We start from the raw sequence: 22,352 nt of genomic DNA, 5'->3' as shown, positions 1-22,352 counted from the left end.
GTTCAGGTGATTAGGCCCACTACCAGTCACTTTCGGTAGTCAAGACATTCCGGCTTTGGTTAACACGTTCTAAACCAATCCCCGCCAGTACGTTTGTACTGGTCAGTCGCTTTATCGAGAAAGGTTTGCGGAGCCGGCCCGCCCACGACAAAGGGCCGCCGGACGCACGTGGCGTCCGACGGCCCTCTGGGACCGAACGATGCTTACCTGTACTTGGCCGCGGCCGGCTTGAGCTGTTCCACCGGCAACCCTTCGTGGATCGCCTTCATGGCGTTGAACCACGTGGGCGCGGCGGACTGGCCACCGAAGATGCCGTTGGAGCTACCGGGGCACAACCGGATCGGGTTCGCGCAGATCACCTGCGGGTTGCTGCCGTCGGCGTAGGTCATCACCGCGCCCGCGTACTGCGGGGTGGCGGCGAGGAAGGCGACCGACTTGCTCTCCTCGGTGGTACCGGTCTTGCCGATGGCCGGGCGGTTCCAGCCCGCGGCCGACGCCGCGGCGGCCGCGGTGCCGCCACCGTGGACGTCCTGCGACATGCCCTGGCCCAGCGAGTTCGCGAGGTCGGGCTCGACCGCCTGCTCGCAGGGCTTCTCCTTGAGCGGGATCTCCTTGCCGTAGCGGTCGATGACCTTCTCGACCGGGGTCGGCGGGCACCAGGTGCCGCTGGAGACGATGGTGGCGGCCACGTTGGCCAGTTCGAGCACGCTGGTGGCACCCGGACCGAGGGTGTAGGAACCCGCGTTGTTCTGCTTCGTCCAGTCACCCTGCGACGGGCCGTTGGAGCCGTCCGCCTTCAGCGGCTCGGCACCGCGGTTGACCGCGCTCAGGGTTTCGCGCATGCCGAGCTTGTACGCCATGTCGACGACGTTGCTCAGGCCCGCCTGCTCCTGCAGGATCACGAAGCCCGTGTTCGGCGACTGGGCCAGCGCCTGCGTCAGCGTCATCTCCTCGGCGTAGTTGCCGGAGTTCTTGACCTGCCAGGCGGAGCCACCGTTGGGGTACACCTTCGACGCGTACGTCTTCGGGACCTTGATCTTGCGGTCGATGCCGGTGATGTTGCGCTGCATGGCCGCCGCGGCGGTGAAGACCTTGTTCACCGAGCCGGGGCCGAACGGCAGGACCTCGGCGGGCACGGGACGGGCGACCTGGCCGAGCTCGGCGTTGTTGCCGAAGTCGCGGGACGCGACCAGCGCGCGGACGCGGTGCTTGTCACTGCCGGGCTGGACGACGGACATGACGTTCGAGACGCCGTTCGTGGTCTTCGGCACCTGCTTCTCGGCCGCGTCCTTCGCCGCCTTGGTGGCCTTCGGGTCCATCGTCGTCTTGATGGTGAGGCCGCCGCGCTGCAGCTGCTTGTCCGTGATGCCGGCGTCGCGCAGGTAGTCGAGCAGGTAGGAGCAGAAGAAGCCGTAGATCGGGCCGTCACCGGCACCGACGCAGCCCTTGGGCAGGATCTGCAGGTCCTCGACGACGCCCAGCGGCGCGGCCTTGAACTCCTCTGCCTTCTTCTTGGCCTCGGTCTCGTCGGCGCCGAACGCACCGTTCTCGCGCATCTTGTCGATGACGATGTTGCGGCGCTCCAGCGCCTTCTCCGGGGAGGCGCCGGGGTTCAGCGACGACGGGCGGTTCGCGATCGCGGCGAGCAGCGCGGCCTGCGGAACCGTCAGCTTGTCGGCCGTGGTGTTGAAGTACGCCTTCGCGGCGGCACCGACGCCGTAGGTCTGGTTGCCCAGCGGCACGATGTTGAGGTAGCCGGTGAGGATCTCGTCCTTGCTCATCTGCTGCTCGAGCTGCAACGCGACGCGCGCCTCGCGCATCTTGCGGCCGACCGTCGCCTCGGTGGCCTTCTCCCAGGCCTCCTGCTCGTTGTCGGCACCGAGCACGAACGCCATGTAGTTCTTCACGTACTGCTGGGTGAGCGTCGACGCGCCCTGCGTCGCCCCACCGTCCACACCGGCCTTGGCGGCGGCACGGGCGATGCCCTGCCAGTCGACGCCCTGGTGCTCGTAGAACCGTTTGTCCTCAATGGCCAGGATCGCGCCCTTCATGGTGTCCGCGATGTCCTTGGTCTCCAACGGGATGCGGTACTGGTCGTACAGGTAGGCGATCGGCTGGCCGTCCATGTCCTGGATGGTGGTGACCAGCGGCAGCTCACCCTTCGCGAGGTCGCCCGACGTCTGGTCGACCGTGTCGGCCGCGCGGTTGGACGCGAGCCCGAGACCTCCGACGAACGGGAACACCATCGCAGCGAGGAGCACGCCCGCAGTCAGGCACAACCCCAGCAACTTGACCAAGCCTGACGCGCGTGCGGCGAACAACCCGCAACTCCTTCCGAGCAAAACCCCAGAGACTCTCTACATGTATAAGTCGCGCGGAAGGCCTACGAGGTTGCGTCCGCTGATCGACTGTTTTCCAACCTACCGGAGTAGTCGGAGTCCGATCGTCGGACTTGCCCTGCGCACCTCGACGCCCGCGTGATCGGGAAGGACGTCGTCGAGGAACCCGTAGCGCGCCAGTTCTTCGTCGGGCCGCCTACTCACCGTCCGCCACCAGACCGCGATGTCCCCCCAGCCGGGAGCGGACAGCGAGCCGCCGAAATGTTGCACGGACAGTGCGGCACACAGGTTCGCGAACCGCACCCGGTGTTCGAGGGGCCACCCGGCCAGAGTGCCCATCACGAACCCGGCCCCAAACACGTCGCCGGCGCCGGTCGCGTCGAGTTGCGCGACGTTGAGTCCCGGCACGTCCACGCACTCGCCGGTGGCGCTGTCGACGGCGACCGCTCCCCCGCCTCCGCGTGTGACGACGACCACGGGCACGTGCTCGGCGAGTTTGCGGGCGGCGGCCTCCGGGGTGTCGGTGCGCGTGTAGCCCTGAGCCTCCACGTGATTGGGGAGGAACACGTCATATCCGTCGAGCCTGCGCAGGAGTTCGGGCGACCAGGCCCCGGTGCGGTCCCAGCCGATGTCGGCGAAGAGCTTGGCGCCGTTCTCCTTGGCCGTGCGCACCCACTGCTCGTCTTCGGCCTGGATGTGCACGAAGCACGCTTTGGTCGACGGCGGCGGGGAGAAGAGGTCGTCGGCGACAACGGGCGCCTTGTGGCCGTGCGTGACCATGCTGCGGTCGCGCTCCATCGCCATGCTCACCGTCACCGGCGAGTGCCAGCCGTAAAAGCGACGGCAGTAGGAGAGGTCGACGCCCTCCTGGTCGGCCAGCACGTCCCAGCAGAAGTCGCCGTACGCGTCCTCCCCGAACGCCGCCGCCAGCGCGGTCTTCAGTTCGAGCCGGCGCAGCGCCACCGCGAGGTTCGCGATCCCGCCGGGGCACGACCCGAGGCCGTCGGCCCACACCTCGGTCCCCGGCTCCGGTGGGCGGGGCAGGCCGGTGAAGATGATGTCGAGGAAGACCGTGCCGGTGAGGAGCACGTCGTAGTCCGGTTCCGCCATGCGTAAACCTTGCCACCCCCACCTGGCCGTCATGCGATAGAAACGTCGGCCATGGGGGTTCCGCTCAGGAAGAACGTTCAGTTCCAGCTGCTCTGGCTCGGCGGGGCGGTCTCGCAACTCGGCACCACGATCACGACGCTGGCGATGCCACTGCTGGTCGTGGCGCTCACCGGCTCGTACTTCCTGCCCGGTGTGATCGCGGGCGCGCGGGCCGCCGCGCTGCTGCTCACCCTGATGCCGGCGGGCGTGTGGGTGGACCGCTGGGACCGCCGTAGGACGCTGGTCTGGAGCCAGTCCGTCCAGGCGCTCGCCGCCGCTCTGCTGGCCGCCGCGATCCTCACCGGCCACGCCTACGTCGTCGTCTTCGTCGCACTGGCGGTCGTCGACGGCGTCTGCACCGCGTTCGCAGGCCCCGCCCGCACGGCCGCGATCCAGGCCGTCGTGCCCCAGGACCAGCTCACCACCGCCTACGCCCAGGAGGAGGCCCGCGGCCACGCGGCACGAGTGGCCGGACCACCGCTGGGCGCCCTGCTCATGGCCGTCGGCCGCGCCGTCCCGTTCGTGGTGGACGCTCTGACGTTCACCGTGGCGGCGATCTGCGCCTGGTTCGCGAAGATCCCTGCTCGCGGCGAACTGAAGCCCCGGCAGCGCATGCACCACGACGTGAAGGACGCGGCCCGCTGGCTGTGGCACCAGACCGGCCTGCGCAACCTCACGATCATCTTCCTCGTGCTGAACCTGCTCGGCGGCGCCTCGATCCTGCCGGTGCTGGCACTGGTCGCCTCCCGCGGCGGCAGCGGCCTCGACACGGGCCTGGTGCTCGCGGGCATCGGGGTCGGCGGCATCATCGGCTCGCTGCTGTCCCCCAGGGTCTCCCTCGCGCCCGGCAAGCTGATGGTCGCCGTGCTGGTCGTGTTCGGCGCCTGCAACCTCGCGATGGCACTCCCGTTCGGCGTCTTCTGGCCGTTCGTGCCGCTGGCCCTCACCGCGGTCGTCACGCCGCTGATCAACGTGTCGGTGTCCGCGCTGCACTCGGCACTGGTTCCCGAGGACATGATGGGCCGCCTCGACGCGGTCTCGACGCTGGCCTCCCGCGTGCTGACCCCGCTCGCGCCGGCGCTCGGCGGGTTGCTGGCCGGGATGTTCGGCGGGGCGGTCGCGTTGGTGGCGTTCGGCGCGTTGATCCTGGTGACGGCGGTGGCGGCGGCGTTCACCGACCTGCGGACGCCGGCTCCGCAACCTTCCTGAGGTGCTCGGCACCGTCGCGCATGATCGTGCCCCCGTCCACGTCCAGGCAGAGGTCGAACACACGCTGCGGAGGCGCGGCGACACGAGTGGTCACCTCGAGGCGGGTCATGCCACGACGCTGGGCCCGGCAACCTGAGAGCTTCCGCTCAGCGGAAACCGAAGCTTCCCGATGACGTCCCCAGAGCGTCCACTGAGGACATGCCCGAACGCCCCACTCTGCTGCTCGTGCACGGCGCCTGGCACGGCTCCTGGTGCTGGAACCCGCTGCGCGCGCTCCTCGAATCCAACGGCTGGCGGGTCGACGTGGTCGACCTGCCCAGCGTGGCGCCGCAAGACGCGCCCAGGCACGGCATGCACGACGACGCCCAGGCGATCAGGGACGCCATCGACGGCCCGACGGTAGTGGTCGCGCACTCCTACGGCGGCATCCCGGCGACCCAGGCGGCCACACCCGACGTCCAGCACCTCATCTACGTGGCCGCGTTCCTGCCGGACCTGGGCGACTCGCTGTTGAACATGGTCGGCGGCACCCCACCGCCGTGGTGGCGCACAGAAGAAGACGTCATCCACGCGCTGACCCCGGAGACCGTCTTCTTCAACGACGTCGCCGACCCGCCGGCGGACAGGCTCCTGCCGCAGAGCCGGCAGGCCTTCACCGACGAACTCACGGAGGCGGCCTGGCGCACCACGCCCAGCACCTACGTCATCTGCGAGAAGGACAACGCCATCCCGCCGTTCGCCCAGGAGGCGATGGCGGGACGAGCGACCGCGACCGAACGTCTTGATGCAGGACACTCCCCGTTCCTGTCCTGCCCGCAAGAACTCGCCGCGATCATCGAGAACGCCGTCAGCCCTCCTCGGCGACCATTTCCTTCATCCGCGTGAGCGCGCGGTGCTGCGCCACCCGCACAGCACCTGGAGTAGACGAGACGGCCAGCGCGACCTCCTCGGCGGACAGCCCCACGGCCACCCGCAGCACGAGGATCTCGCGCTGGCGGGCCGGCAGCTTGTGCAGCAGGCGCGTGACCTGGGCCATCATCTCGCCGTTGACGGCGTGCTGTTCCGGGCCCAGGTCCAGCGACGGGCAGTCCGGCAGTTCCGGCACGACCTCGGCGCGGTTGCGGACCGCGCGCCGGCGGGCGTCGGCGACCTTGTGGGCCGCGATGCCGTACACGAACGCGAGGAACGAACCTGGCTCGTAGCGGTACTTCGACAGCGCGCCGAGCACCGCCACGCAGACCTCCTGCGCGATGTCCTCCGCCGAGACCAGCGTGCGCTCGCGGCCGCCGACCCGTGCGCGGCAGTAGCGCACGATCAGCGGCTGGATCCGGCCGAGCAGGTGCTCGACCGCGCGTCTGTCTCCGGCGAGAGCGGCATCGACGAGGTCGGCGAACTCGGCTTCGGCGAGCCACTGGCTGGAGACCGGTGCCTGGCGCACCCGACGGCGCATGGGCACCGTTGGCTGGTTCCAGGACTCCTCAGGAACGAGGACGTCTGCACCGCCACCGGTCCGCACGGCTGTGGGTATGACCATCCCGGCGACCCTCCTCCACTACAGCGACACTAGGGGCTTCACTCAAGTAGAGACCGCAGCGAGCCGTTTGATACCGCCTGCATCCAAGAGGACCACGAAGTCCATGCGGGTGGGGCGTGCAGCACCCTTCTGGGGTAGAACGTGGTCCTAATGGCCCAGTCGTTCGGACATGCCGAATTGCTGTACTCCCAGGTATCCGACGCGGAAACCTGCCTCCGAGTAGGCCAGGTAGAACTCCCACATCCGGCGGAACGTGTCGTCGAAGCCCAGCTCCCGCACCTCGTCCCAACGGGTGAGGAACGTTTCGCGCCACCGGCGGAGGGTCTCGGCGTAGTCCTCGCCGAACGACCGCGTCTCGACGATCCGCAGCCGGGTGTGGTCGCGCACCGACTCCTCGATCGACCGCACCGACGGGATGAGCCCGCCGGGGAAGATGTACTTGTGGATCCAGGTGTAGCTGGCCTTCGACGCGATCATGCGGTCGTGCGGCATGGTGATCGCCTGGAGGCCGACGCGGCCGCCGGGAGCGAGCACGCGGTCGAGCATCGAGAAGTAGTCGGGCCAGTATTCGGCACCGACTGCCTCGATCATCTCGACGCTGACGACGGCGTCGTACTGACCGTGCTCCTCTCGGTAGTCACGCAGCTCGACCGTCACCCGATCGTGGAGCCCCGCGGCCCTCACCCGGTCCAGCGCCAGCTTGCGCTGTTCGGCGGAAATGGTCAGCGACGTGACCGTGGCACCCCTCTGGGCGGCCCGGATCGCGAGCGCGCCCCAGCCCGTGCCGATCTCCAGCACGCGTGAGCCCTCGCGGACGCCCGCGTAGTCGAGCACGCCGTCGATCTTGCGCAGCTGGGCCGTGCGCAGGTCGGCGTTCCCGCCCTCGAACAGCGCCGACGAGTACGTCATCGTCTCGTCGAGGAACACCGAGAACAGCTCGTTCGACAGGTCGTAGTGCCGGTGGATGTTCTGCCGCGAGCCCGCGACGTCGTTGATCTCGGTCTGCCGGCGCTCCGCCCAGCGGCGCATCAGCTGCAGGCGGGGCGGGATCAGCGTCGAGAGCTTCGCCGCGAACACCGAGAGCACGTCCGCGAGCTCGTCGGAGACCCAGTCGCCCACCATGTAGGCCTCGCCGAAGCCGATCTTGGCGTCGGCGCCGAGGCGGTGGAAGAACTCGCCGGGCCGGACGATCCGCATCACCGGACCGCCTGCTCCCCACGTCCTGCCGTCGGGGAACTGGACGGTCACGTGCAACGAGCGCACGGCTTTGCGGAACAACGCCTCGGCGATGCGGGCGCGCAGGGGCGAGCGCGGCGCGTTGAAGAGTCCGGGCCAGATGCCCTGGCCGGGGCGGGGCAGGGACAGCGTGCTCATCCATCACTCCTGGGGATGATCGGAATACGCCTCAGGTAGAGGGCGATGCCATGACGGCGGATCAGCGCGGACACGCGCTGGGGCATCAGCGGACGCTTGAACAGCATGCGCAGACCCGAACTGCGCTCGCCCCTCATCGTCGCGCTGAAGGTCGTCTTCCCGTTCTGCCGCAACGCGATGGTCACGGACAGCTGGTTTCCCGGCCTCGGCAGCTTCATCACGTAGTGGCCGTCGACTTCCAGGAACGGGGAGACGTAGAACTCCTTGTCCACCGACGCACGGCCGTTGGCGTCGGTGCGCAGCAGATAGCAATGACGTCCGCCGTAGGTGTTGTGCACCTCCGCGACGACGCACACGAGCTCTCCGGAAGCGTCGTGGCACCAGAACACGGACAGCGGGTTGAAGACGTAGCCGAGCACGCGGGCGTTGGCGAGCATCAGGACCTGCCCGCCGCCGAGGTCGATCCCCTGCTCGGCCAGCCACTCGTCCAGGTTCTCCCGGATGCTCTTGTCCGGCGAGCCGAGATGATCGCGGGCCTCGAACTTCGCGAACGGCCGTGCCCACCACGGCACCCGAGGCATGTCGCCGAGGTCGACCAGCCACATGTAGGCGCGGTGGCTGAACGCACGGTCGATCAGCTCACGCCGGCTGTGCGTGATCAGGACGTCGTAGATCACCAGGCCACCCCGAAGTGCTGGGCGGCGCGCACTCCGGACGCGCAGCCGTCCTCGTGGAAGCCCCAGCCGTGGTACGCACCGGCGTAGGCGGTGGTGCCGGTGTTGATGTCGGGCAGTCGGCGTTGCGCGGCAACGGACTCCGGCGTGTAGATCGGGTGCTCGTAGACCATCTTCGCGAGCACGCGGTCCGGGTTCACGTCGTGCGGGTTGAGCGTGACGACGAAGTCGCGTGGTTCGTCGAGCCTCATCAGCCGGTTCATGTGGTAGCTGACGAGCACCTGGTCGTCGGCTTCCCGGCAGGCTCGCTTGTAGAGGTTCCAGGACGCCCGCGCACCCGCGGCGCGCGGCAGGATCGAGGCGTCGGTGTGCAGCCAGGTCTCGTTGCGCGAGTACTGGAACGCGCCGAGCACCTCCTTCTCCGCGCGCGTCGGGTCGGCGAGGAGCCCGAGCGCCTGGTCCGGGTGCGTGGCGATGACGACGTGGTCCGCGGTGTGCAGCACGTTGTTCTCGTCGCGGATCTCCACGCCCGCGCCGTTGCGGGTGACGGCCCTGACGGGCGTGCCGACGTGCACGGCGTTGAGGCCCTTCACGGCGCGATCGACGTACGTGCGCGAGCCGCCGACGACGGTCTTCCACTGCGGGGTGCCGCCGATCGCGAGCATCCCGTGGTTGGCGAGGAACTCGAACAGGTACCAGGCCGGGTACTTCATGCTCAGGGCCGCACCGGACGACCACACCGCGCTGACCAGCGGAATGATGAAGTGGTCGACGAAGTAGCGCGAGTAGCCGCCGATCGCCAGGAACGCGCCGAGCGTGACGTCGTGCGCCTCCTCGTGGTCGAGGACGCGCTGGGCGTGCCGGTAGAAGCGGGTGACCTCGGCGAGCATCCGCACGTAACGGCCGTTGACGGCGTTCTTGGGCTGCGCGAACAGCCCCGGCAGCTTCCGGGCGCCCGCGTACTCCAGGCCGCAGCCGTCGCACCGGACGCTCATGGACATCTCTGAGTCCTGAGTGGACACGTTCAGCTCGCGGAAGAGCCTGATCAGGTTCGGGTACGTCCGTTCGTTGTGGACGATGAACCCGGAGTCGACGGCGACACCGCCGATGTCGTGCGTGTGCGCGTGCCCGCCGAGCCTGTCGTCGGCCTCGAACAGCGTGACGTCGTGCTTGCGTTGCAGCACGTAGGCGGCGGTGAGCCCGGCCACCCCTGCTCCGATGACGGCGACCTCAGCCACGCGAGCCTCCCAAAGGCACGTCGAGACCTCGCGGCGAGGTCTCCTCCATGGCATTCGCGATGTCCGGTGCGACCGGTTCGAGTCCGAGCTCACCGTGGACGAAAGCCACCACGAGCCGGGTCCAGTCCTTCGCCCTCTTGAGCATCGCGTGGCCGTCGCCGACGACGCTGAACCGCGCGACCCGGTCCGTGACGGTCTTGGCCTGCCGCGCGAACCGCAGCGACTGCGCCGGGTCCGTCATCCGCTCCTGGTCGCCGTGCGCGATGAGCAGCGACTTGCCCCTGAGCTGCTCGAAGGGCTCACCAGGCACGATCCACGGCGCGAGCGCACACACGGCGATCACGCTCGGATGCCCGGCGACCCGCAGCGCGGTCCGGCCGCCCATGGAGTGCCCGACGAGCACGATCGGCCGGCCGGGATGCAGCTCGGCGATCTTCGCCAGCGCCCACTCGGCGTCCTTCACCGGATCGAGGCTCGGCGCGTTCCAGCCGCGGACCCGGTAGCGCAGGTTCCAGACCTCGACGCCCGGCGCACGCAGCGCGCGGGCCAGCGGGACCATGCGCAGGTACGCCAGGTTGTGGCGCCGGACGGGTCCGGTGCCGTGTTCGCGTCCGCCGTGCAGCACGAGCACAACGGCATTCGTACCGTCCGGCGGTTTCAGCACGTCAACATGCGGATGCACACTTGATGTTCGGGAAGCCACGGCCTTCGGCTCGGCCGTTGAGAGCCAGCTCACACCGGTAGTGTCGATTCCGTGATCGACCACATCAGCATCGAAACCGAGGCAGGCTCCTTCGACGCCATCGCGTCCGGCCCCGAGGACGGCCGCCCGGTGCTGTTGCTGCACGGCTTCCCCGAGGCCGCCATCGAGTGGGAGCACCAGGTCGCGGTGCTCGGCGTGAACGGGTTCCGCGCGGTCGCCCCCGACCAGCGCGGCTACTCCCCCGGCGTGCGCCCGGAGCAGGCGGGCGAGTACACGGTCACGCACCTGGTCGGCGACGTGATCGCGATGGCGGACTCGTTCGGCTGGGACACGTTCGACCTGGTCGGCCACGACTGGGGCGGCGCGGTGGCGTGGTGGACCGCGATCGAGCACCCGGACCGCGTGCGCACGCTCACCGTCTTCTCGACGCCGCACCCCGGTGCGTTGAAGACCGCGCTGCAGACCGACGAGGAGCAGGCGATGCGGTCGCAGTACATGCGCGACTGGCGGGAGCGCAGCACCGAGAAGCGCATGCTCGACAACAACGCCCAGGCCATCAAGCAGATGTTCGAGTGGCGGATCCGGCCCTCGCACGTCGAGGAGTACGTCCAGCGGCTGCAGGAACCGGGGGCGCTCACCGCCGCGCTGAACTGGTACCGCGCCGGCAAGCCGCACGGCGCCGCGGACAAGGTCAGCGTCAAGACCATGTACGTGTGGAGCACCGAGGACGTCGCGTTCGGGTCGGCGGCCGCCTTCGAGACCGAGAAGTGGTGCACCGGCCCGTACCGCTTCGAGATGGTCGAGGACGTCAGCCACTGGATCCCGGAAGAGGTTCCCGAAGCGGCGTCCTCGCTGATCCTGGAGAACCTGGGCTAGCGAGCCACAGCACGAGCGTCACGTAGGCGCAGAGCACGGCGAACCCGGCCCAGCCCGGCAGCGGGAAGTAGCCCGCAGACGGCGCGTAGTGGGCCGTGACCTGCGGATGCTCCACGGCGGTCTGGGTGACGGCGAATGCCGCGGCCGGGGTGAACCGCAGCAGCCAGTCCGCGACGGCGTCGGGCAGCAACGGGACCGCGGTGACGGCGTAAGGCACCGCGACCAGCGTCAGTCCGACGAGGATCGCCGCCCGGCCACGCCGCAGCCACAAGCCGAGCCCGTACGAGAGGACCGCGCAGAGCGCGAGCACGGCGGCGACACCCACGATCACCTGAACACCGGGCAGCAACGGCGTGACGGCGACCAGACCGGTGACGAAGGTGGCCGCCCCGACGACAGCCGCCGGGACCGCGATCCTGGATGACGCGCCACGAGCGCCGTAGCGGGCTGCCACGACGAGCACGATGATCAGCGCGATCACCAGGCCGCCCAACGGCTTCTCGACACCGCGCGCACCGCCCTCACCGATCGGCCCGATGTCACCGGCGCCGCTGATGGTGACGACGCCGTCCTTCTCCACCGCCCCTGACGCGTTGTGGAACTTCTCCCAGTCGGTGTGGTTCATCTCGCCGACCGACTCGCTGCCCCACGAGCCGGTGCCGCCGTCCACGCTGACGTGGTCGAAGACACCGACGGCCTGGGTGAACCGCACCTGCTCGATCGTGCCGCCGAGACCGGTCTCGACGAGTGTGAGGTCGCCGGGCGAGGTGGCGAAGAGTCCGACCTGGACGGTCTCCGGCAGCCCGGTGAGCTCCGCGGTCCCGACGACGTGCCACTGCTCGCCGTCCGCCGACTCGGACCCGGTGATGGTGTCGCCGGAACGGGTCAGCCGCAGCCAGCGAGGGGTCCGGCCCGCGCTTCCGGCGACGTCGTGCACGTAGTCGTGCTGGAAGCGCACGCCGTGGCCGCCGGTCATCGCGAGCGCCGCGTACCGCGAGCCCTGCCGCAGGCCGTCCTTGACGATTATCCCGGCCTTCGCCCACGGCACGAGCCCGGCGACGATCTGGTCGTGGCCCGGCGGTGGATAGGTGATCGTGCCGGTCATGGACGTCATCCGGACCGTGATGGAGCCGTCGCGGCCCAGGTCCTGGTGCCGGAACCAGAACGTGTCGCTGACGCCGGACGAGGTTCCGCCGGTGAACAGCAGGCCCAGCGCGATGACGGAGAGGGCGGCGACGGCGAGGGAGAGCAGGCGGCCCGGTGTGCGGAACGCAGTCCACTCCCGTCGGAGGAGTTCGGTGCTCGACATGGTGCCGGGTCTACGGATCGGCGGCTAACACGGTCCGAAGCGGCCTTGTCATGCCGTTGTTAGGTCGTCCCGGTCATGCTGACGCCATGAGAACGATCGGGGTGCGGTTCACGATCCTGTACGCCGTCGTGTTCCTCGTGTCGGGCATCGGACTGCTGGCCCTGACCTTCCTGCTGTCCGGCGGCAAGGTGACCGACGTCGCGAACCCGTCCGGCCTCGACTCGGAGCAGCGGCAGATCCGGCAGCTTCAGGAGCAGCTGGCCGAGGTGCACACGCAGCAGTCGCGCCAGCTGCTGGCCGGATCGTTGCTGGCGCTGGTCGTGATGGCGGTCGTCTCGCTGCTGGTCGGCCGGGTGCTGGCCCGGCGGGTGCTGCGGCCGTTGCGGACGATCACGAGCGCCACGCGGCGCATCTCCGCCGACAGCCTGGACCGGCGGCTGGCCGTCACCGGTCCGGCCGACGAGGTGAAGGGGCTCGCCGACACCATCGACGAGCTGCTCGAACGGCTGGAGGTGTCGTTCGCCGCGCAACGCCGCTTCGTCGCGAACGCCTCCCACGAACTGCGCACACCGCTGGCGACGATGCGCGCGTCGCTGGACGTCGCGGTCGCCAAACCCGATCCGGTGACCTCGACGGTCGCGCTCGCGGACCGTCTGCGCGTGCAGCTCGACCGGGTCGACCACCTGCTCGACGGGTTCCTCGTGCTGGCCAGGGCACAGCACGGCGCACTGGCCGACTCCGCCGCGGTCGACCTCGACGAACTCGCCGAGGGGGCGTTGCGCGAGCTGTCCGCCGAGGTCGAGGCGAAGAGGCTGGCCGTGACGGTGGACATCGCGCCGGGCACGGCGACGCACGGCAGTCCGGCGTTGCTGGCCCGGTTGGTGGGCAACGTCGTCGACAACGCCGTGCGGCACAACGAGGCCGGCGGGTGGGTGCGGATCAGCGGGTTCGCGGGTGAGGAGGTGGTGCTGGTCGTCGAGTCCGGTGGACCTGTCTTCGACCAGCGGGAGGTCGACCGGCTGGCTCAGCCGTTCGAACGGCTCGGGGGCGAGCGCATCGGTTCCTCTGGCCTGGGACTGTCCATCGTGGCCGCCGTCGCCGCGGCACACGGTGGTCAGCTCGCCCTGCTCGCCAGGCCGGAAGGTGGTCTGCGGGTGTCGGTGACGGTGCCGGCATGAGGATCCTCGTCGTCGAGGACGACAGCGCCCTCGCCGAGGTCGTCGCGGAAGGGCTGCGCGACCAGGGGATGCCCGTCGACCTCGTGCACGACGGGCTGGTCGCCGCCGCGCAACTCGACGTCACCGCGTACGACGTGGTGGTCCTCGACCGGGACCTGCCGGGACTCCACGGTGACGTGCTGTGCCAGATGATCACCGAGCGGACCGACCGGCCGATGGTGCTGATGCTGACCGCGGCGAGCGCACCGGGCGACCGGGTCAGCGGGCTGGTCCTGGGCGCGGACGACTACCTCGGCAAGCCCTTCCACTTCCCGGAGCTGATCCTGCGCATCCGGGCGCTGGCCCGCCGCAAGCCGGACGCGCGGCCCCGGACGTTGCGCGCGGCCGGGATCGAACTGGACCCGGTGCGCCGGACCGCGGTGCGCGACGGCCGGCAACTCACCCTGTCGGTGAAGGAGTTCGCCGTGCTGGAGGCGCTGCTGCGGGCATGCCCCGGTTTCCTGAGCGCCGAGGCCCTGCTCGAACGGGTCTGGGACGAGCACGCCGACCCGTTCACCAACACCGTCACGGTCACGGTGGGCCGGCTGCGCCGCAAGCTCGGCGAGCCGCCGATCATCGCGACGACACCGGGGATCGGCTATCGGATCGTGCAATCCACGACAAGTCACTAGATTCGACGTATGCGCGTGGCCGGTCTTCTGCTCGCCGCGGGGGCCGGTCGCCGGTTCGGTTCCCCCAAGGCTCTCGTCCCGTTGCACGGCAAGCTCTTCGTGGACTCGGCCGCCGACCTGCTCAGAGCCGCCGGGTGCGATCCCGTCGTCGTGGTGCTCGGCGCGCAGGCGGCGGAGGTCAGGGCGAAGGCCACTTTGGACGGCGTGACCGTCGTGGACAACCCGCACTGGGACACCGGTATGGGGTCGTCGCTGCGCACCGGCCTGCACGCGATCGGCATCGCGGACGCCGTCGTGGTGCTTCCCGTGGACACACCGGGAGTCACCGTCGAGGCCCTGCACCGGCTGATGGCGCTCGCTGAGCCGGAAGTGCTGGCCCGCGCCACCTACGACGGCGAGATCGGGCACCCGGTGCTGATCGGGTCGGACCACTTCGCGGGCGTCATGGCGTCGGCGGCGGGCGACCAGGGCGCGCGGGACTACCTGAAGGCGAACACCGTCCGCCACGTCGAATGCGCTGACGTGGCGGACGGTGCCGACATAGATCTGCCCGAGGACCTCAGGCGCAGAAATCAGGCCACGTAGCGGCGGAGCTTGATGCCCGACGACACGTTGGATGCGCTCAGCCAGTGCAGGCCGCCGCCCGCGTAGGCCGGGTCGGACACGGCGAACTCGTTGCCACCGGCGCGGTAGCCGACGATCGTGGCGTAGTGGCCGCCGGAGTAGTTGCGGCCGTTCAGGCGGATCACGTTGATGACGACGGCGTGGCCGCGGTCGGCGTTGTAGACGACGTCGGCCTTGAGCTTCTGCAGCAGCTGCGCGTCCGTCGACCACTGCTTGACCTGGTAGTAGGTCGAGCCGGTGTAGTGGTCGAGGGCGTTCTCGAGGTTCTTGATGTTGGGCAGGCCGTTGGTCGTGACCTTCATGAACGAGGCCAGCGTGGACTGCTCGACGTACTTGCCGCGCGCCGTCAGCGCGATGCGGGCGGCGGCGGCGGAGCACCAGTAGCCGGTCTTCTGCACCTGGAACTGGTGCGGCAGCACGCCTTCGCCCTGGATGCCGAGCTCGGCGGCGGCCGGGATGACGTTCTCGCCGGGCGCCGCGAGCGCGACCGGCGCGGTCAGAATCGTCATGGCGACGCCGACCGCGGCCACGGCCCCGGTGATCTTCGCAAGCTTCATCGACACGATCCCCTCAGTGTGGCGCCGTCCCCTTGATCCGGCGCTCGGCGAAAGCTTGGCGGCAACGTGAGAAAGGGCGCCACCACATTCGGCCAAGTCCGAAAAAGCCAGGTAGAAGCACTCACGCGGGCGCACGGAACCACTCAGGGTGGGCGATCTGCACCAATCGGATGAGTCGTCTCGAATCCGGTACAGGTCCCGGATCGCTGTGCCAGTCTGCTTGCCGTGCTGCGTGTCCACTTCACGGCGGAGGACCTGGCGAGGGTGCGGGTCGCCGCCGGTCCCGACCCGATGTGGGAGATCCTGCTGAGCCTGCACGTGCTGCGGCAGCGTTCGGCCACTCCCGTCTTCGGTGCGTGGCGCGCGTCGGTGCGGACGACGTTGCCCGACGACACGCGCTGGCTCATGCAGCTGGCGCCGCCGGTCGGCTACTCCCCCGACTTCCTGACGCCCACCGCGGGCTCGTGCGCCGTGGACGCGGGCATCGACGCGGTGCTGTCGACGCCGGCCGAGTCGTTGCGGGCGGACCTGGAGCAACTGGGCTGCCAGCAACGCCTCGACCCGCGCACGCACCGGCTGGCCAGCGGCGACCTGGCCACTCTGGACTCACTCGGCGACGCGCTGCGCGCCTACCACCGCCACGCGCTCGCCCCGATCTGGGACGAGGTCCGCGCCGTCGTCGACGCCGACCGCGCGGTGCGGGCGCGGTCCTTTCTGGACAACGGCTGCGAGGGCATGCTCGCGGCCCTGCACCCGACGATCTCGTGGACGCCGTCGGTGCTGTCGATCGAGTCGCGCTTCCCGCATCGGGACGTCCACTTACGCGGCCAGGGCCTGATTCTCGTGCCGTCGTACTTCTGCTGGGAACGGCCGATCATGCTCCGCGACCAGAGCCGCACACCCGTGCTCGTCTATCCGATCGCGCGCGACCTGCACGTGACGAGCGCCGGCAAACGGTCGCTGGAAGCGCTGCTCGGCCGCACCCGCGCCGCCGCGCTGGAGGTCATCGCCGGCGGCTGCACCACCACCGAACTGGCCCGCCGCCTGGGAATCTCGGCGGCCTCGGCCAGTGCCCACGCCTCGGTGCTCAGAGACGCGGGCCTGGCCGTCGCCCAGCGCCACCGCAACTCGGTGCTGCACACCGCGTCGGCGCTGGGCGTCGAACTGCTGGCCTGAACCTGCTGTTCGGCCGCTAGGGCCTTGCCCGCACCGCCGCCCTCGCGCAACCCACGGCCACGACGAGCAACGCCAGCGCCACCCACACCGGCCACAGCTCGGAGTAGGTGATCGCCAGCGCGATGTTCGTGGCCGCCGCGGCCGTGAAGACGGCCACCAGCACCACCCAGAAGTAGAAGTACCGCGCGATCCGACCCACCCCCTGTCCGCCGAGTGCCGCCACACCCTTCATCGCGCGTATCGAGGTTTGTGCTGCCCGGGTTACTGGTGAGGTCATCAGCAATCCGGTAGTACTGACCGGCATGACGACCGACACCGTGACCGGCTCCGACTACGGCAATCTCGTGCGCACGCATCTGACGCGCGTCGAGCAGCACAACGCGGCCGCGCTCGACGACGTGGCCGAGCTCGTGCTGGCCGCCGTCCAGGCCGACGGAATCCTCCTCACCGCAGGCGCGGGACACTCACTGGCGGCCGTCGCCGAGACCTTCTACCGGGCAGGTGGGCTGGCCTGCGTCCGGCCGGTCTACCACCCCGAGCTGCTCCCGATGCACGGCGCGATCAGCAGCACCTCGGCCGAACGCCGCTCCGGCCTCGCGGGCGAGGTCCTGCGTGAGTCGGGCCTGGCCCTGCACGACGTCCTGTTCGTCTTCTCGACCTCCGGCGTGAACTACTACCCGGTCGAACTGGCCCAGGAGGCCGCGAGCAAGGGCTGCCCGGTGGTCGCCGTGACGTCGGTGGCGTCGAGCGCCCTGGCCCCGCGCCGCGCCGGCGTCACGCTGGCCGAGGTGGCGACCGTCGTCCTCGACAACCTCGTCCCGCCCGGCGACTCGACCTACCCGGAACAGGCGCCGGTCACCGCGGCGATCTCGACGCTGGCCACCACGTTCCTGTGGAACCTGCTGATGGTCCGGCTGCTCGACAAGGCGGCCGAGTCCGGCGTGCAGCTCCCGCTGTGGCGCAGCGCGAACGTGGAGGGCGGCGACGCGGCCAACGCGGACCTGCTGCGCCACTACCAGACCCGCATCCCGCAGCTCGGATAGGTAGAAATCCTCAGGTTCTCTCAGCGGCCCACCGTTACCCTCCCACCGGGGAACTACTGACCTGGGGGGTCTTCAACAGTGGAGCCGAAAACTCGTAGATGGGTCCTGATCAGCGGCGCGCTCGCCACGACGGCCGTGGTCGGCGTGGCGGGCGCGTTGCTCTGGTCGGGCAGCAGGACGGTGGTGGTCGCCGACGAACCGGCCAAGTCGGCGGAGACACCGTCGCAGGTGGCTCAATCATTCCTGACCAGGGCGTTCTCCGGTCCCGCCAGCGCGGCCATCTACACCGACGCACCGGCCGCGGCGACCACGGCGCTGGAAGCCAGCAAGGCCGGCATGGGCACCTCCGCGTTCCAGGCCAGCCTGGCGACGTCCGAACCGCCGCCGGCCGACGCCACCACCGCCGAGCTCACCGCGGCCGTCACCTGGACGATGCCGAGCGCCGCCACGCTGAAGTACGACGTCAAGATCTCCATGACACGCGCGGACCGCGCCTGGAAGGTCCACTGGACTCCGGCGCTCATCCACCCGCAGCTCACCGAGGGCGCCTCGCTGACCTACCGCAAGGCGCTGGCGGACGGCGCGCTGCTGGGCCGCGACGGCAAGCCGCTGGTCCAGGGCTCGATCCCGGACGGCCTCTACAAGACGATCACCGCCACCGCCGGTGACGTGAGGGGCACCGACGGCTGGGAGGTGGGCATCACCGCGGGCGGCGCCTTCACCGCGCTGGACGGCAAGAAGGCGGAAGGGGGCGAGAAGATCACGGTCACCATCGACCCGGCCCGCCAGGCAGCGGCCCAGGCGGCCGTCGACGCTCTCCCGCAGGGCGCGGCGATCGTCGCGATCGAGGCCTCCACCAGCGAGATCCTGGCCGTGGCGCAGAACAAGGCGCTCGCAGGCACCAACCCGTTCGTGGGCCGCTACGCCCCCGGCTCGACGATGAAGATCGTGACCGCCGCCGCGGCCATGAACGCGGGCCTGGTCCAGTCCGGCACCGCGGTCCCCTGCCCGGCCAAGGCCACCATCGGCACCCGCACGATCACCAACGCGGGCTTCGGCCACGACAGCGTGCCGTTCCACACCGCGTTCGCCCTGTCCTGCAACACGACCTTCGGCGATCTGGGTTCCAAGCTGGACGCGAACGCCCTGCCCGCCATGGCGAAGCGCTTCGGTCTGGGCGCCGACTGGAACATCCCCGGCGCCGAGACCAACACCGGCAAGGTCCCGCCGGCCACCGGCGACCAGCAGGTGGAGAACAGCTTCGGCCAGGGCAACGTGGTCGCCAGCCCGTTCGGCATGGCCCTGGTGGCCGCCACCGTCGTCTCGGGCAAGACCCCGGCACCGACCCTCATGCGCGGCAAGCCCTCCGAGCCGAACGACGTGGCCGCGGCACCACCTGCCGGCGTCCTGCAGCCGTTGCGCGCGATGATGCGCGAGGTGGTCACGTCCGGCACCGCCAAGCAACTGGCCGGAATCCCCGGCCTGGCCGGGAAGACGGGCACGGCGGAGGCGGGCGGCGGCACCGCGCACGGCTGGTTCGTCGGCTACCAGAACAACGTGGCGTTCGCGGTGGTCGTGGAGAACGCCGGTTCGTCGGCCAGCGCCCTGGACGCGACGGCGGCGTTCCTCAGGTGACGATCACCGCTGCTCGCGCGGCACGATCAGGCCGCGGTGGAACGCCTCGGTGACGCGGCCGCCCGATCGCTCACCTCCCGCTTGGAGCAGAGGTTGAGCAGGTGCGGGCTTGACGGTGGCCTCGGTGATTGAGGTCCTTGCGCCACCTCGCGGTTCGGCGCCCCACCGGCGACGAACCGCAGCACCTCCAGCTCGCGCGGGCTGGAGGTGCTGCGCCGGCCTCCGCCCGCACGCGCTTCATCAACGCCGCCGCAGCCGGGGCGAGCACGGCCTCGCCCCGCGCGGTGGCCCGGACCACGCGCACAAGCTCGTCCCGCGGAGCGTCCTTGCGCGAGCAACGCTCGCCTGCTGACGCGCGGACCGCTGGAACCGCCCGCAACAACGGATTCCGCCCCCGCGATCAACTCACGCGGACCAGGCTGCTCGTGCCCGGAACCGCCCGCGACAACGTCCCCACTTCCGCGACCAACTCGCGTCAGTCGGGCTGACCCGATCCCGCGTCCGTCCGCGACGACAACTTCTGCCGCCACGTTCAACTCGCGCAGGCCCAACTCCCCGACCTCGAAGCCTTCCGCCTCAGCGGCCTCGGTCGCCGACCCGCCTGCTCACGCCCAGAGCCAACCACGACAACAGCTCCGACTCTCGCGACCAACTCACGCAGGCTCGAACGCCCCACCCCGGAGCCGCCCACCACGACATCGCCAGTGCCGACGATCAGCTCACACAGGTTCGAACGCCCAATCCTTGAGCGGCCCGCAACACCGTTCCCCGCACCCGTGACCGACTCACGCCGCCCGATCCCGCGGCCGTCCGCCACGACATCACGTGCCCCCACACATTCACCCCGTGCAGACCCGGCTGCCCGGCCCCGGAACCCTCCGCCCCAGCGCCCACCGCTCGCCGGCCTGACCGCTCGCGCCCGGAGCCGTCCGCCCCACCTCGCCGTCCTGCCTCAGAGCAGCCCGCCGCGTCCCCCACGCCGGCCCGCCTGACCGCCCTCGGAGTTGCTCGTGCCGATCCCTCCGCTTTGGTGGTTCTCACCAAACCGGAATCCCCGGGACATCAGCCGATCACCCGGCCGCGGGGTCAGTTCGTCTGCGCGACTCCGAGGCGCTCGCTGAACTTCGGGGTCGGCAGGACGCCGACCACTGGCTCGGCGAACTGGGTGTTGTAGAGGTCCGCGTAGCGGCCCTCGGCGGTCATCAGTTCGGTGTGCGTGCCTCGTTCGACGATGTCGCCGTGTTCCAGCACCAGGATCTGGTCGGCCGCGCGGATCGTGGAGAGGCGGTGTGCGATGACCAGGGAGGTCCGGCCCTGCAGTGCCTCGGTGAGGGCCTCTTGCACGGCGGCCTCGGACTCCGAGTCCAGGTGTGCGGTGGCCTCGTCCAGGATCACCACGCGAGGCTTCGCCAGCAGGAGCCGGGCGATCGTGAGGCGTTGGCGCTCGCCGCCGGACAGGCGGTAGCCGCGTTCGCCGACCACGGTGTCGAGCTGGTCCGGCAGTGACGTCACCAGGTCCAGCAGGCGGGCACGGCGCAGCGAGTCCCACAGGTCGTCGTCGGAGGCTCCGGGAGACGCGTACTCCAGGTTCGCCCTGATCGTGTCGTGGAACAGGTGGCCGTCCTGCGTCACGACGCCGACGGACGAGCGAAGTGCGTCGAAGGTCAGGTCGCGAACGTCCACACCGGACAGACGCACGGCACCGGAGTCGACGTCGTACAGGCGCGGCACCAGCGAGGCCAGCGTGGACTTGCCTGCGCCGGACGAGCCGACCAGAGCGACGAGTTGGCCAGCCTCGGCCTTGAAGCTGAGGCCGTGCAACACTTCCTCGCCGCCTCGAGTGTCCAAAGTGGCCACGGACTCCAGCGAGGCCAACGACACCTTCTCCGCGGACGGGTAGGCGAAGCGCACGTCGGAGAACTCGACCGACACGGGGCCGTCGGGCACCGAACGGGCGTCCGGGCGCTCCTTGATCATCGGGTCCAGGTCCAGCACCTCGAAGACCCGCTCGAACGACACCAGCGCGGTCATCAGGTCGACGCGGGCGTTCGCCAGCGCGGTCAGCGGGGCGTACAGGCGGGTCAGCAGCAGGGCGAGCGACACGACGGCGCCTGCCGCCAGGTGCCCGGTCAGCGCCAGGTAACCGCCCAGGCCGTAGACCAGCGCCTGCGCGAGCGCCGACACCAGGGTCAGGCCGGTCATGAACCAGCGGGTGGCCATCGCGGTCCGGATGCCGATGTCGCGGACCTGCGCGGCCTTCTCGCTGAACTCCTGCTCCTCGCGGTCGGGGCGGCCGAAGAGCTTCACCAGCGTCGCGCCGGGGGCCGAGAAGCGCTCGGTCGACTGCGTGACCATCGAGGCGTTCAGGGTGGACGCCTCGCGCTGCATGTCCGCCATCCGGCGGCCCATCCGCTTGGCGGGCAGCACGAAGACCGGCAACAACACCAGGGCCAGCGCCGTGACCTGCCACGACAGCGTGAACATGACACCCAGCGACAGCACCAGCTGAATGATGTTCGTGACGAACCCGGACAGCGTCGAGGTGAACGCGCGCTGGGCACCGATCACGTCGTTGTTCAGGCGCGAGACGAGCGCACCGGTGCGTGTGCGCGTGAAGAACGCGACGGGCATCTTCTGCACATGACCGAACACGGCACGACGCAGGTCGTAGATCAGGCCTTCACCGATGCGCGTCGACTGCCAGCGCTCGACCACGCCCAGACCGGCGTCGACCACGGCGATCAGCGCGATCGCCACGGCCAGCCACACGACCACGGACGGCGCGGAACCGCCCACGATCGCGTCGACCACCCGGCCGGCCAGAAGTGGTGTCGACACCGCGAGCACCGACGAGACCACCGTCAGCAGCAGGAACACCACCAGCTTCGCCCGATGGGGCTGAGCGAAGGCCAGTACGCGCCGGAACGTCCCCCGGCGCACCTTGGAGGGCGCTTCGGAGGTCGCCCCCATCATGAATCGCCAAGAGCTGTATCCGTCCACGCTGACTAGAACAGCACAGCGGTCTGACAATTCCGTCGCGCGCGACTAGGAACGCGGAAACAT

At 69.9% G+C, this 22,352-nt stretch carries 20 protein-coding genes; 9 read left to right on the top strand and 11 right to left on the bottom strand.

The features are described from left to right. Positions 1-203 precede the first annotated feature (203 nt). Both ACIQF0_RS47270 and ACIQF0_RS47265 read right to left on the bottom strand, forming a co-directional pair. Positions 204-2,261 (bottom strand): transglycosylase domain-containing protein, encoded by a 2,058-nt coding sequence (locus ACIQF0_RS47270; RefSeq protein ID WP_401041515.1) that lies wholly within the window; start codon positions 2,259-2,261, stop codon positions 204-206. Positions 2,262-2,420: 159 nt separating this feature from the next. Further along, positions 2,421-3,449, bottom strand: a complete 1,029-nt coding sequence (locus ACIQF0_RS47265; protein ID WP_360048974.1) for a PfkB family carbohydrate kinase — start codon at positions 3,447-3,449, stop codon at positions 2,421-2,423. 51 nt (positions 3,450-3,500) lie between these two features. On the opposite strand from ACIQF0_RS47265, the gene ACIQF0_RS47260 reads away from it, so the two are divergent. Together ACIQF0_RS47260 and ACIQF0_RS47255 are read left to right on the top strand one after the other, a co-directional pair. After that, positions 3,501-4,697 carry an MFS transporter gene (locus tag ACIQF0_RS47260; RefSeq protein WP_401041514.1) on the top strand — a complete coding sequence of 399 codons (1,197 nt, stop codon included), beginning with the start codon at positions 3,501-3,503 and terminating at the stop codon, positions 4,695-4,697. Positions 4,698-4,895: 198 nt separating this feature from the next. Then, positions 4,896-5,582: an alpha/beta hydrolase gene (locus ACIQF0_RS47255; RefSeq protein WP_401041512.1), complete on the top strand. Its 687-nt coding sequence runs from the start codon at positions 4,896-4,898 to the stop codon at positions 5,580-5,582. On the opposite strand, the gene shbA is transcribed toward ACIQF0_RS47255, so the two are convergent. The 5 genes from shbA to ACIQF0_RS47230 all read right to left on the bottom strand — a co-directional run bounded on the left by shbA (position 5,545) and on the right by ACIQF0_RS47230 (position 10,148). Beyond that, positions 5,545-6,231, bottom strand: coding sequence for an RNA polymerase sigma factor ShbA (gene shbA, locus ACIQF0_RS47250; protein WP_360048968.1), 687 nt, complete (start codon positions 6,229-6,231; stop codon positions 5,545-5,547). The genes ACIQF0_RS47255 and shbA overlap by 38 nt on opposite strands. A gap of 147 nt (positions 6,232-6,378) precedes the next feature. Next, a complete protein-coding gene (locus tag ACIQF0_RS47245; RefSeq protein ID WP_401041511.1) occupies positions 6,379-7,605 on the bottom strand; it encodes a class I SAM-dependent methyltransferase in 1,227 nt (408 codons plus the stop codon). Further along, a complete protein-coding gene (locus ACIQF0_RS47240) occupies positions 7,602-8,282 on the bottom strand; it encodes a DUF1365 domain-containing protein (protein ID WP_401041509.1) in 681 nt (226 codons plus the stop codon). Before ACIQF0_RS47240 ends, ACIQF0_RS47245 begins: the two co-directional genes overlap by 4 nt. Continuing rightward, positions 8,279-9,517 (bottom strand): FAD-dependent oxidoreductase, encoded by a 1,239-nt coding sequence (locus ACIQF0_RS47235; protein ID WP_360048964.1) that lies wholly within the window; start codon positions 9,515-9,517, stop codon positions 8,279-8,281. The genes ACIQF0_RS47240 and ACIQF0_RS47235 overlap by 4 nt, the downstream gene beginning before the upstream one ends. Further along, positions 9,510-10,148 (bottom strand): alpha/beta hydrolase, encoded by a 639-nt coding sequence (locus tag ACIQF0_RS47230; RefSeq protein WP_401041508.1) that lies wholly within the window; start codon positions 10,146-10,148, stop codon positions 9,510-9,512. Before ACIQF0_RS47230 ends, ACIQF0_RS47235 begins: the two co-directional genes overlap by 8 nt. Before the next feature lie 123 nt (positions 10,149-10,271). Between ACIQF0_RS47230 and ACIQF0_RS47225 the strand changes: the two genes are divergently transcribed. Further along, on the top strand, positions 10,272-11,096 hold the full coding sequence (locus ACIQF0_RS47225; protein ID WP_401041506.1) for an alpha/beta fold hydrolase: 825 nt from the start codon (positions 10,272-10,274) through the stop codon (positions 11,094-11,096). Here the strand turns inward: ACIQF0_RS47225 and ACIQF0_RS47220 are convergent. Beyond that, positions 11,029-12,405 (bottom strand): hypothetical protein, encoded by a 1,377-nt coding sequence (locus ACIQF0_RS47220; RefSeq protein WP_401041505.1) that lies wholly within the window; start codon positions 12,403-12,405, stop codon positions 11,029-11,031. The genes ACIQF0_RS47225 and ACIQF0_RS47220 overlap by 68 nt on opposite strands. A gap of 86 nt (positions 12,406-12,491) precedes the next feature. On the opposite strand from ACIQF0_RS47220, the gene ACIQF0_RS47215 reads away from it, so the two are divergent. The 3 genes from ACIQF0_RS47215 to ACIQF0_RS47205 are packed head-to-tail and all read left to right on the top strand — an operon-like array spanning position 12,492 to position 14,839. Further along, complete coding sequence (locus ACIQF0_RS47215; RefSeq protein WP_401041503.1) at positions 12,492-13,583, top strand: sensor histidine kinase; 1,092 nt, start codon at positions 12,492-12,494, stop codon at positions 13,581-13,583. Further along, positions 13,580-14,254, top strand: a complete 675-nt coding sequence (locus tag ACIQF0_RS47210) for a response regulator transcription factor (RefSeq protein WP_401041501.1) — start codon at positions 13,580-13,582, stop codon at positions 14,252-14,254. The genes ACIQF0_RS47215 and ACIQF0_RS47210 overlap by 4 nt, the downstream gene beginning before the upstream one ends. Positions 14,255-14,263: 9 nt before the next feature. Then, positions 14,264-14,839, top strand: a complete 576-nt coding sequence (locus tag ACIQF0_RS47205) for an NTP transferase domain-containing protein (protein WP_401041500.1) — start codon at positions 14,264-14,266, stop codon at positions 14,837-14,839. Here the strand turns inward: ACIQF0_RS47205 and ACIQF0_RS47200 are convergent. After that, entirely contained in the window at positions 14,827-15,435 is a 609-nt protein-coding gene (locus ACIQF0_RS47200; RefSeq protein ID WP_360048955.1) for a C39 family peptidase, read from the bottom strand. The two genes, ACIQF0_RS47205 and ACIQF0_RS47200, sit on opposite strands and share 13 nt — an antisense overlap. 225 nt (positions 15,436-15,660) lie before the next feature. Between ACIQF0_RS47200 and ACIQF0_RS47195 the strand changes: the two genes are divergently transcribed. Continuing rightward, positions 15,661-16,611 (top strand): ArsR family transcriptional regulator, encoded by a 951-nt coding sequence (locus ACIQF0_RS47195; protein WP_401041498.1) that lies wholly within the window; start codon positions 15,661-15,663, stop codon positions 16,609-16,611. Between the two features lie 16 nt (positions 16,612-16,627). Here the strand turns inward: ACIQF0_RS47195 and ACIQF0_RS47190 are convergent, their stop codons facing one another. Next, complete coding sequence (locus ACIQF0_RS47190) at positions 16,628-16,810, bottom strand: hypothetical protein (RefSeq protein WP_401041497.1); 183 nt, start codon at positions 16,808-16,810, stop codon at positions 16,628-16,630. 103 nt (positions 16,811-16,913) lie between these two features. Here ACIQF0_RS47190 and ACIQF0_RS47185 point away from each other — a divergent pair, with 103 nt between their 5' ends. After that, positions 16,914-17,654 (top strand): SIS domain-containing protein, encoded by a 741-nt coding sequence (locus ACIQF0_RS47185; RefSeq protein ID WP_360048951.1) that lies wholly within the window; start codon positions 16,914-16,916, stop codon positions 17,652-17,654. A gap of 78 nt (positions 17,655-17,732) precedes the next feature. After that, on the top strand, positions 17,733-19,289 hold the full coding sequence (locus ACIQF0_RS47180; RefSeq protein WP_401041495.1) for a penicillin-binding transpeptidase domain-containing protein: 1,557 nt from the start codon (positions 17,733-17,735) through the stop codon (positions 19,287-19,289). A gap of 1,086 nt (positions 19,290-20,375) precedes the next feature. Here the strand turns inward: ACIQF0_RS47180 and ACIQF0_RS47175 are convergent. Continuing rightward, complete coding sequence (locus ACIQF0_RS47175; protein ID WP_401041493.1) at positions 20,376-22,259, bottom strand: ABC transporter ATP-binding protein; 1,884 nt, start codon at positions 22,257-22,259, stop codon at positions 20,376-20,378. Between the last annotated feature and the right edge of the window lie 93 nt (positions 22,260-22,352).

The sequence above is a fragment of the Lentzea sp. NPDC092896 genome (assembly GCF_044754905.1).
In the GTDB taxonomy this organism is placed as follows: Bacteria; Actinomycetota; Actinomycetes; order Mycobacteriales; family Pseudonocardiaceae; genus Lentzea.
The sequence above is the reverse complement of the archived record's forward strand: the minus strand, read 5'-3'. Positions and strand labels throughout refer to the sequence as shown.

Coding starts and splice junctions, on each gene's coding strand:
- ACIQF0_RS47265 (WP_360048974.1), bottom strand. CDS start 3,449: ATGGCGGAACCGGACTACGACGTGCTCCTCACCGGCACGGTCTTCCTC.
- ACIQF0_RS47185 (WP_360048951.1), top strand. CDS start 16,914: ATGACGACCGACACCGTGACCGGCTCCGACTACGGCAATCTCGTGCGC.
- ACIQF0_RS47175 (WP_401041493.1), bottom strand. CDS start 22,259: ATGGGGGCGACCTCCGAAGCGCCCTCCAAGGTGCGCCGGGGGACGTTC.
- ACIQF0_RS47215 (WP_401041503.1), top strand. CDS start 12,492: ATGAGAACGATCGGGGTGCGGTTCACGATCCTGTACGCCGTCGTGTTC.
- ACIQF0_RS47200 (WP_360048955.1), bottom strand. CDS start 15,435: ATGAAGCTTGCGAAGATCACCGGGGCCGTGGCCGCGGTCGGCGTCGCC.
- ACIQF0_RS47255 (WP_401041512.1), top strand. CDS start 4,896: ATGCCCGAACGCCCCACTCTGCTGCTCGTGCACGGCGCCTGGCACGGC.
- ACIQF0_RS47205 (WP_401041500.1), top strand. CDS start 14,264: ATGCGCGTGGCCGGTCTTCTGCTCGCCGCGGGGGCCGGTCGCCGGTTC.
- ACIQF0_RS47245 (WP_401041511.1), bottom strand. CDS start 7,605: ATGAGCACGCTGTCCCTGCCCCGCCCCGGCCAGGGCATCTGGCCCGGA.
- shbA (WP_360048968.1), bottom strand. CDS start 6,231: ATGGTCATACCCACAGCCGTGCGGACCGGTGGCGGTGCAGACGTCCTC.
- ACIQF0_RS47210 (WP_401041501.1), top strand. CDS start 13,580: ATGAGGATCCTCGTCGTCGAGGACGACAGCGCCCTCGCCGAGGTCGTC.
- ACIQF0_RS47260 (WP_401041514.1), top strand. CDS start 3,501: ATGGGGGTTCCGCTCAGGAAGAACGTTCAGTTCCAGCTGCTCTGGCTC.
- ACIQF0_RS47220 (WP_401041505.1), bottom strand. CDS start 12,405: ATGTCGAGCACCGAACTCCTCCGACGGGAGTGGACTGCGTTCCGCACA.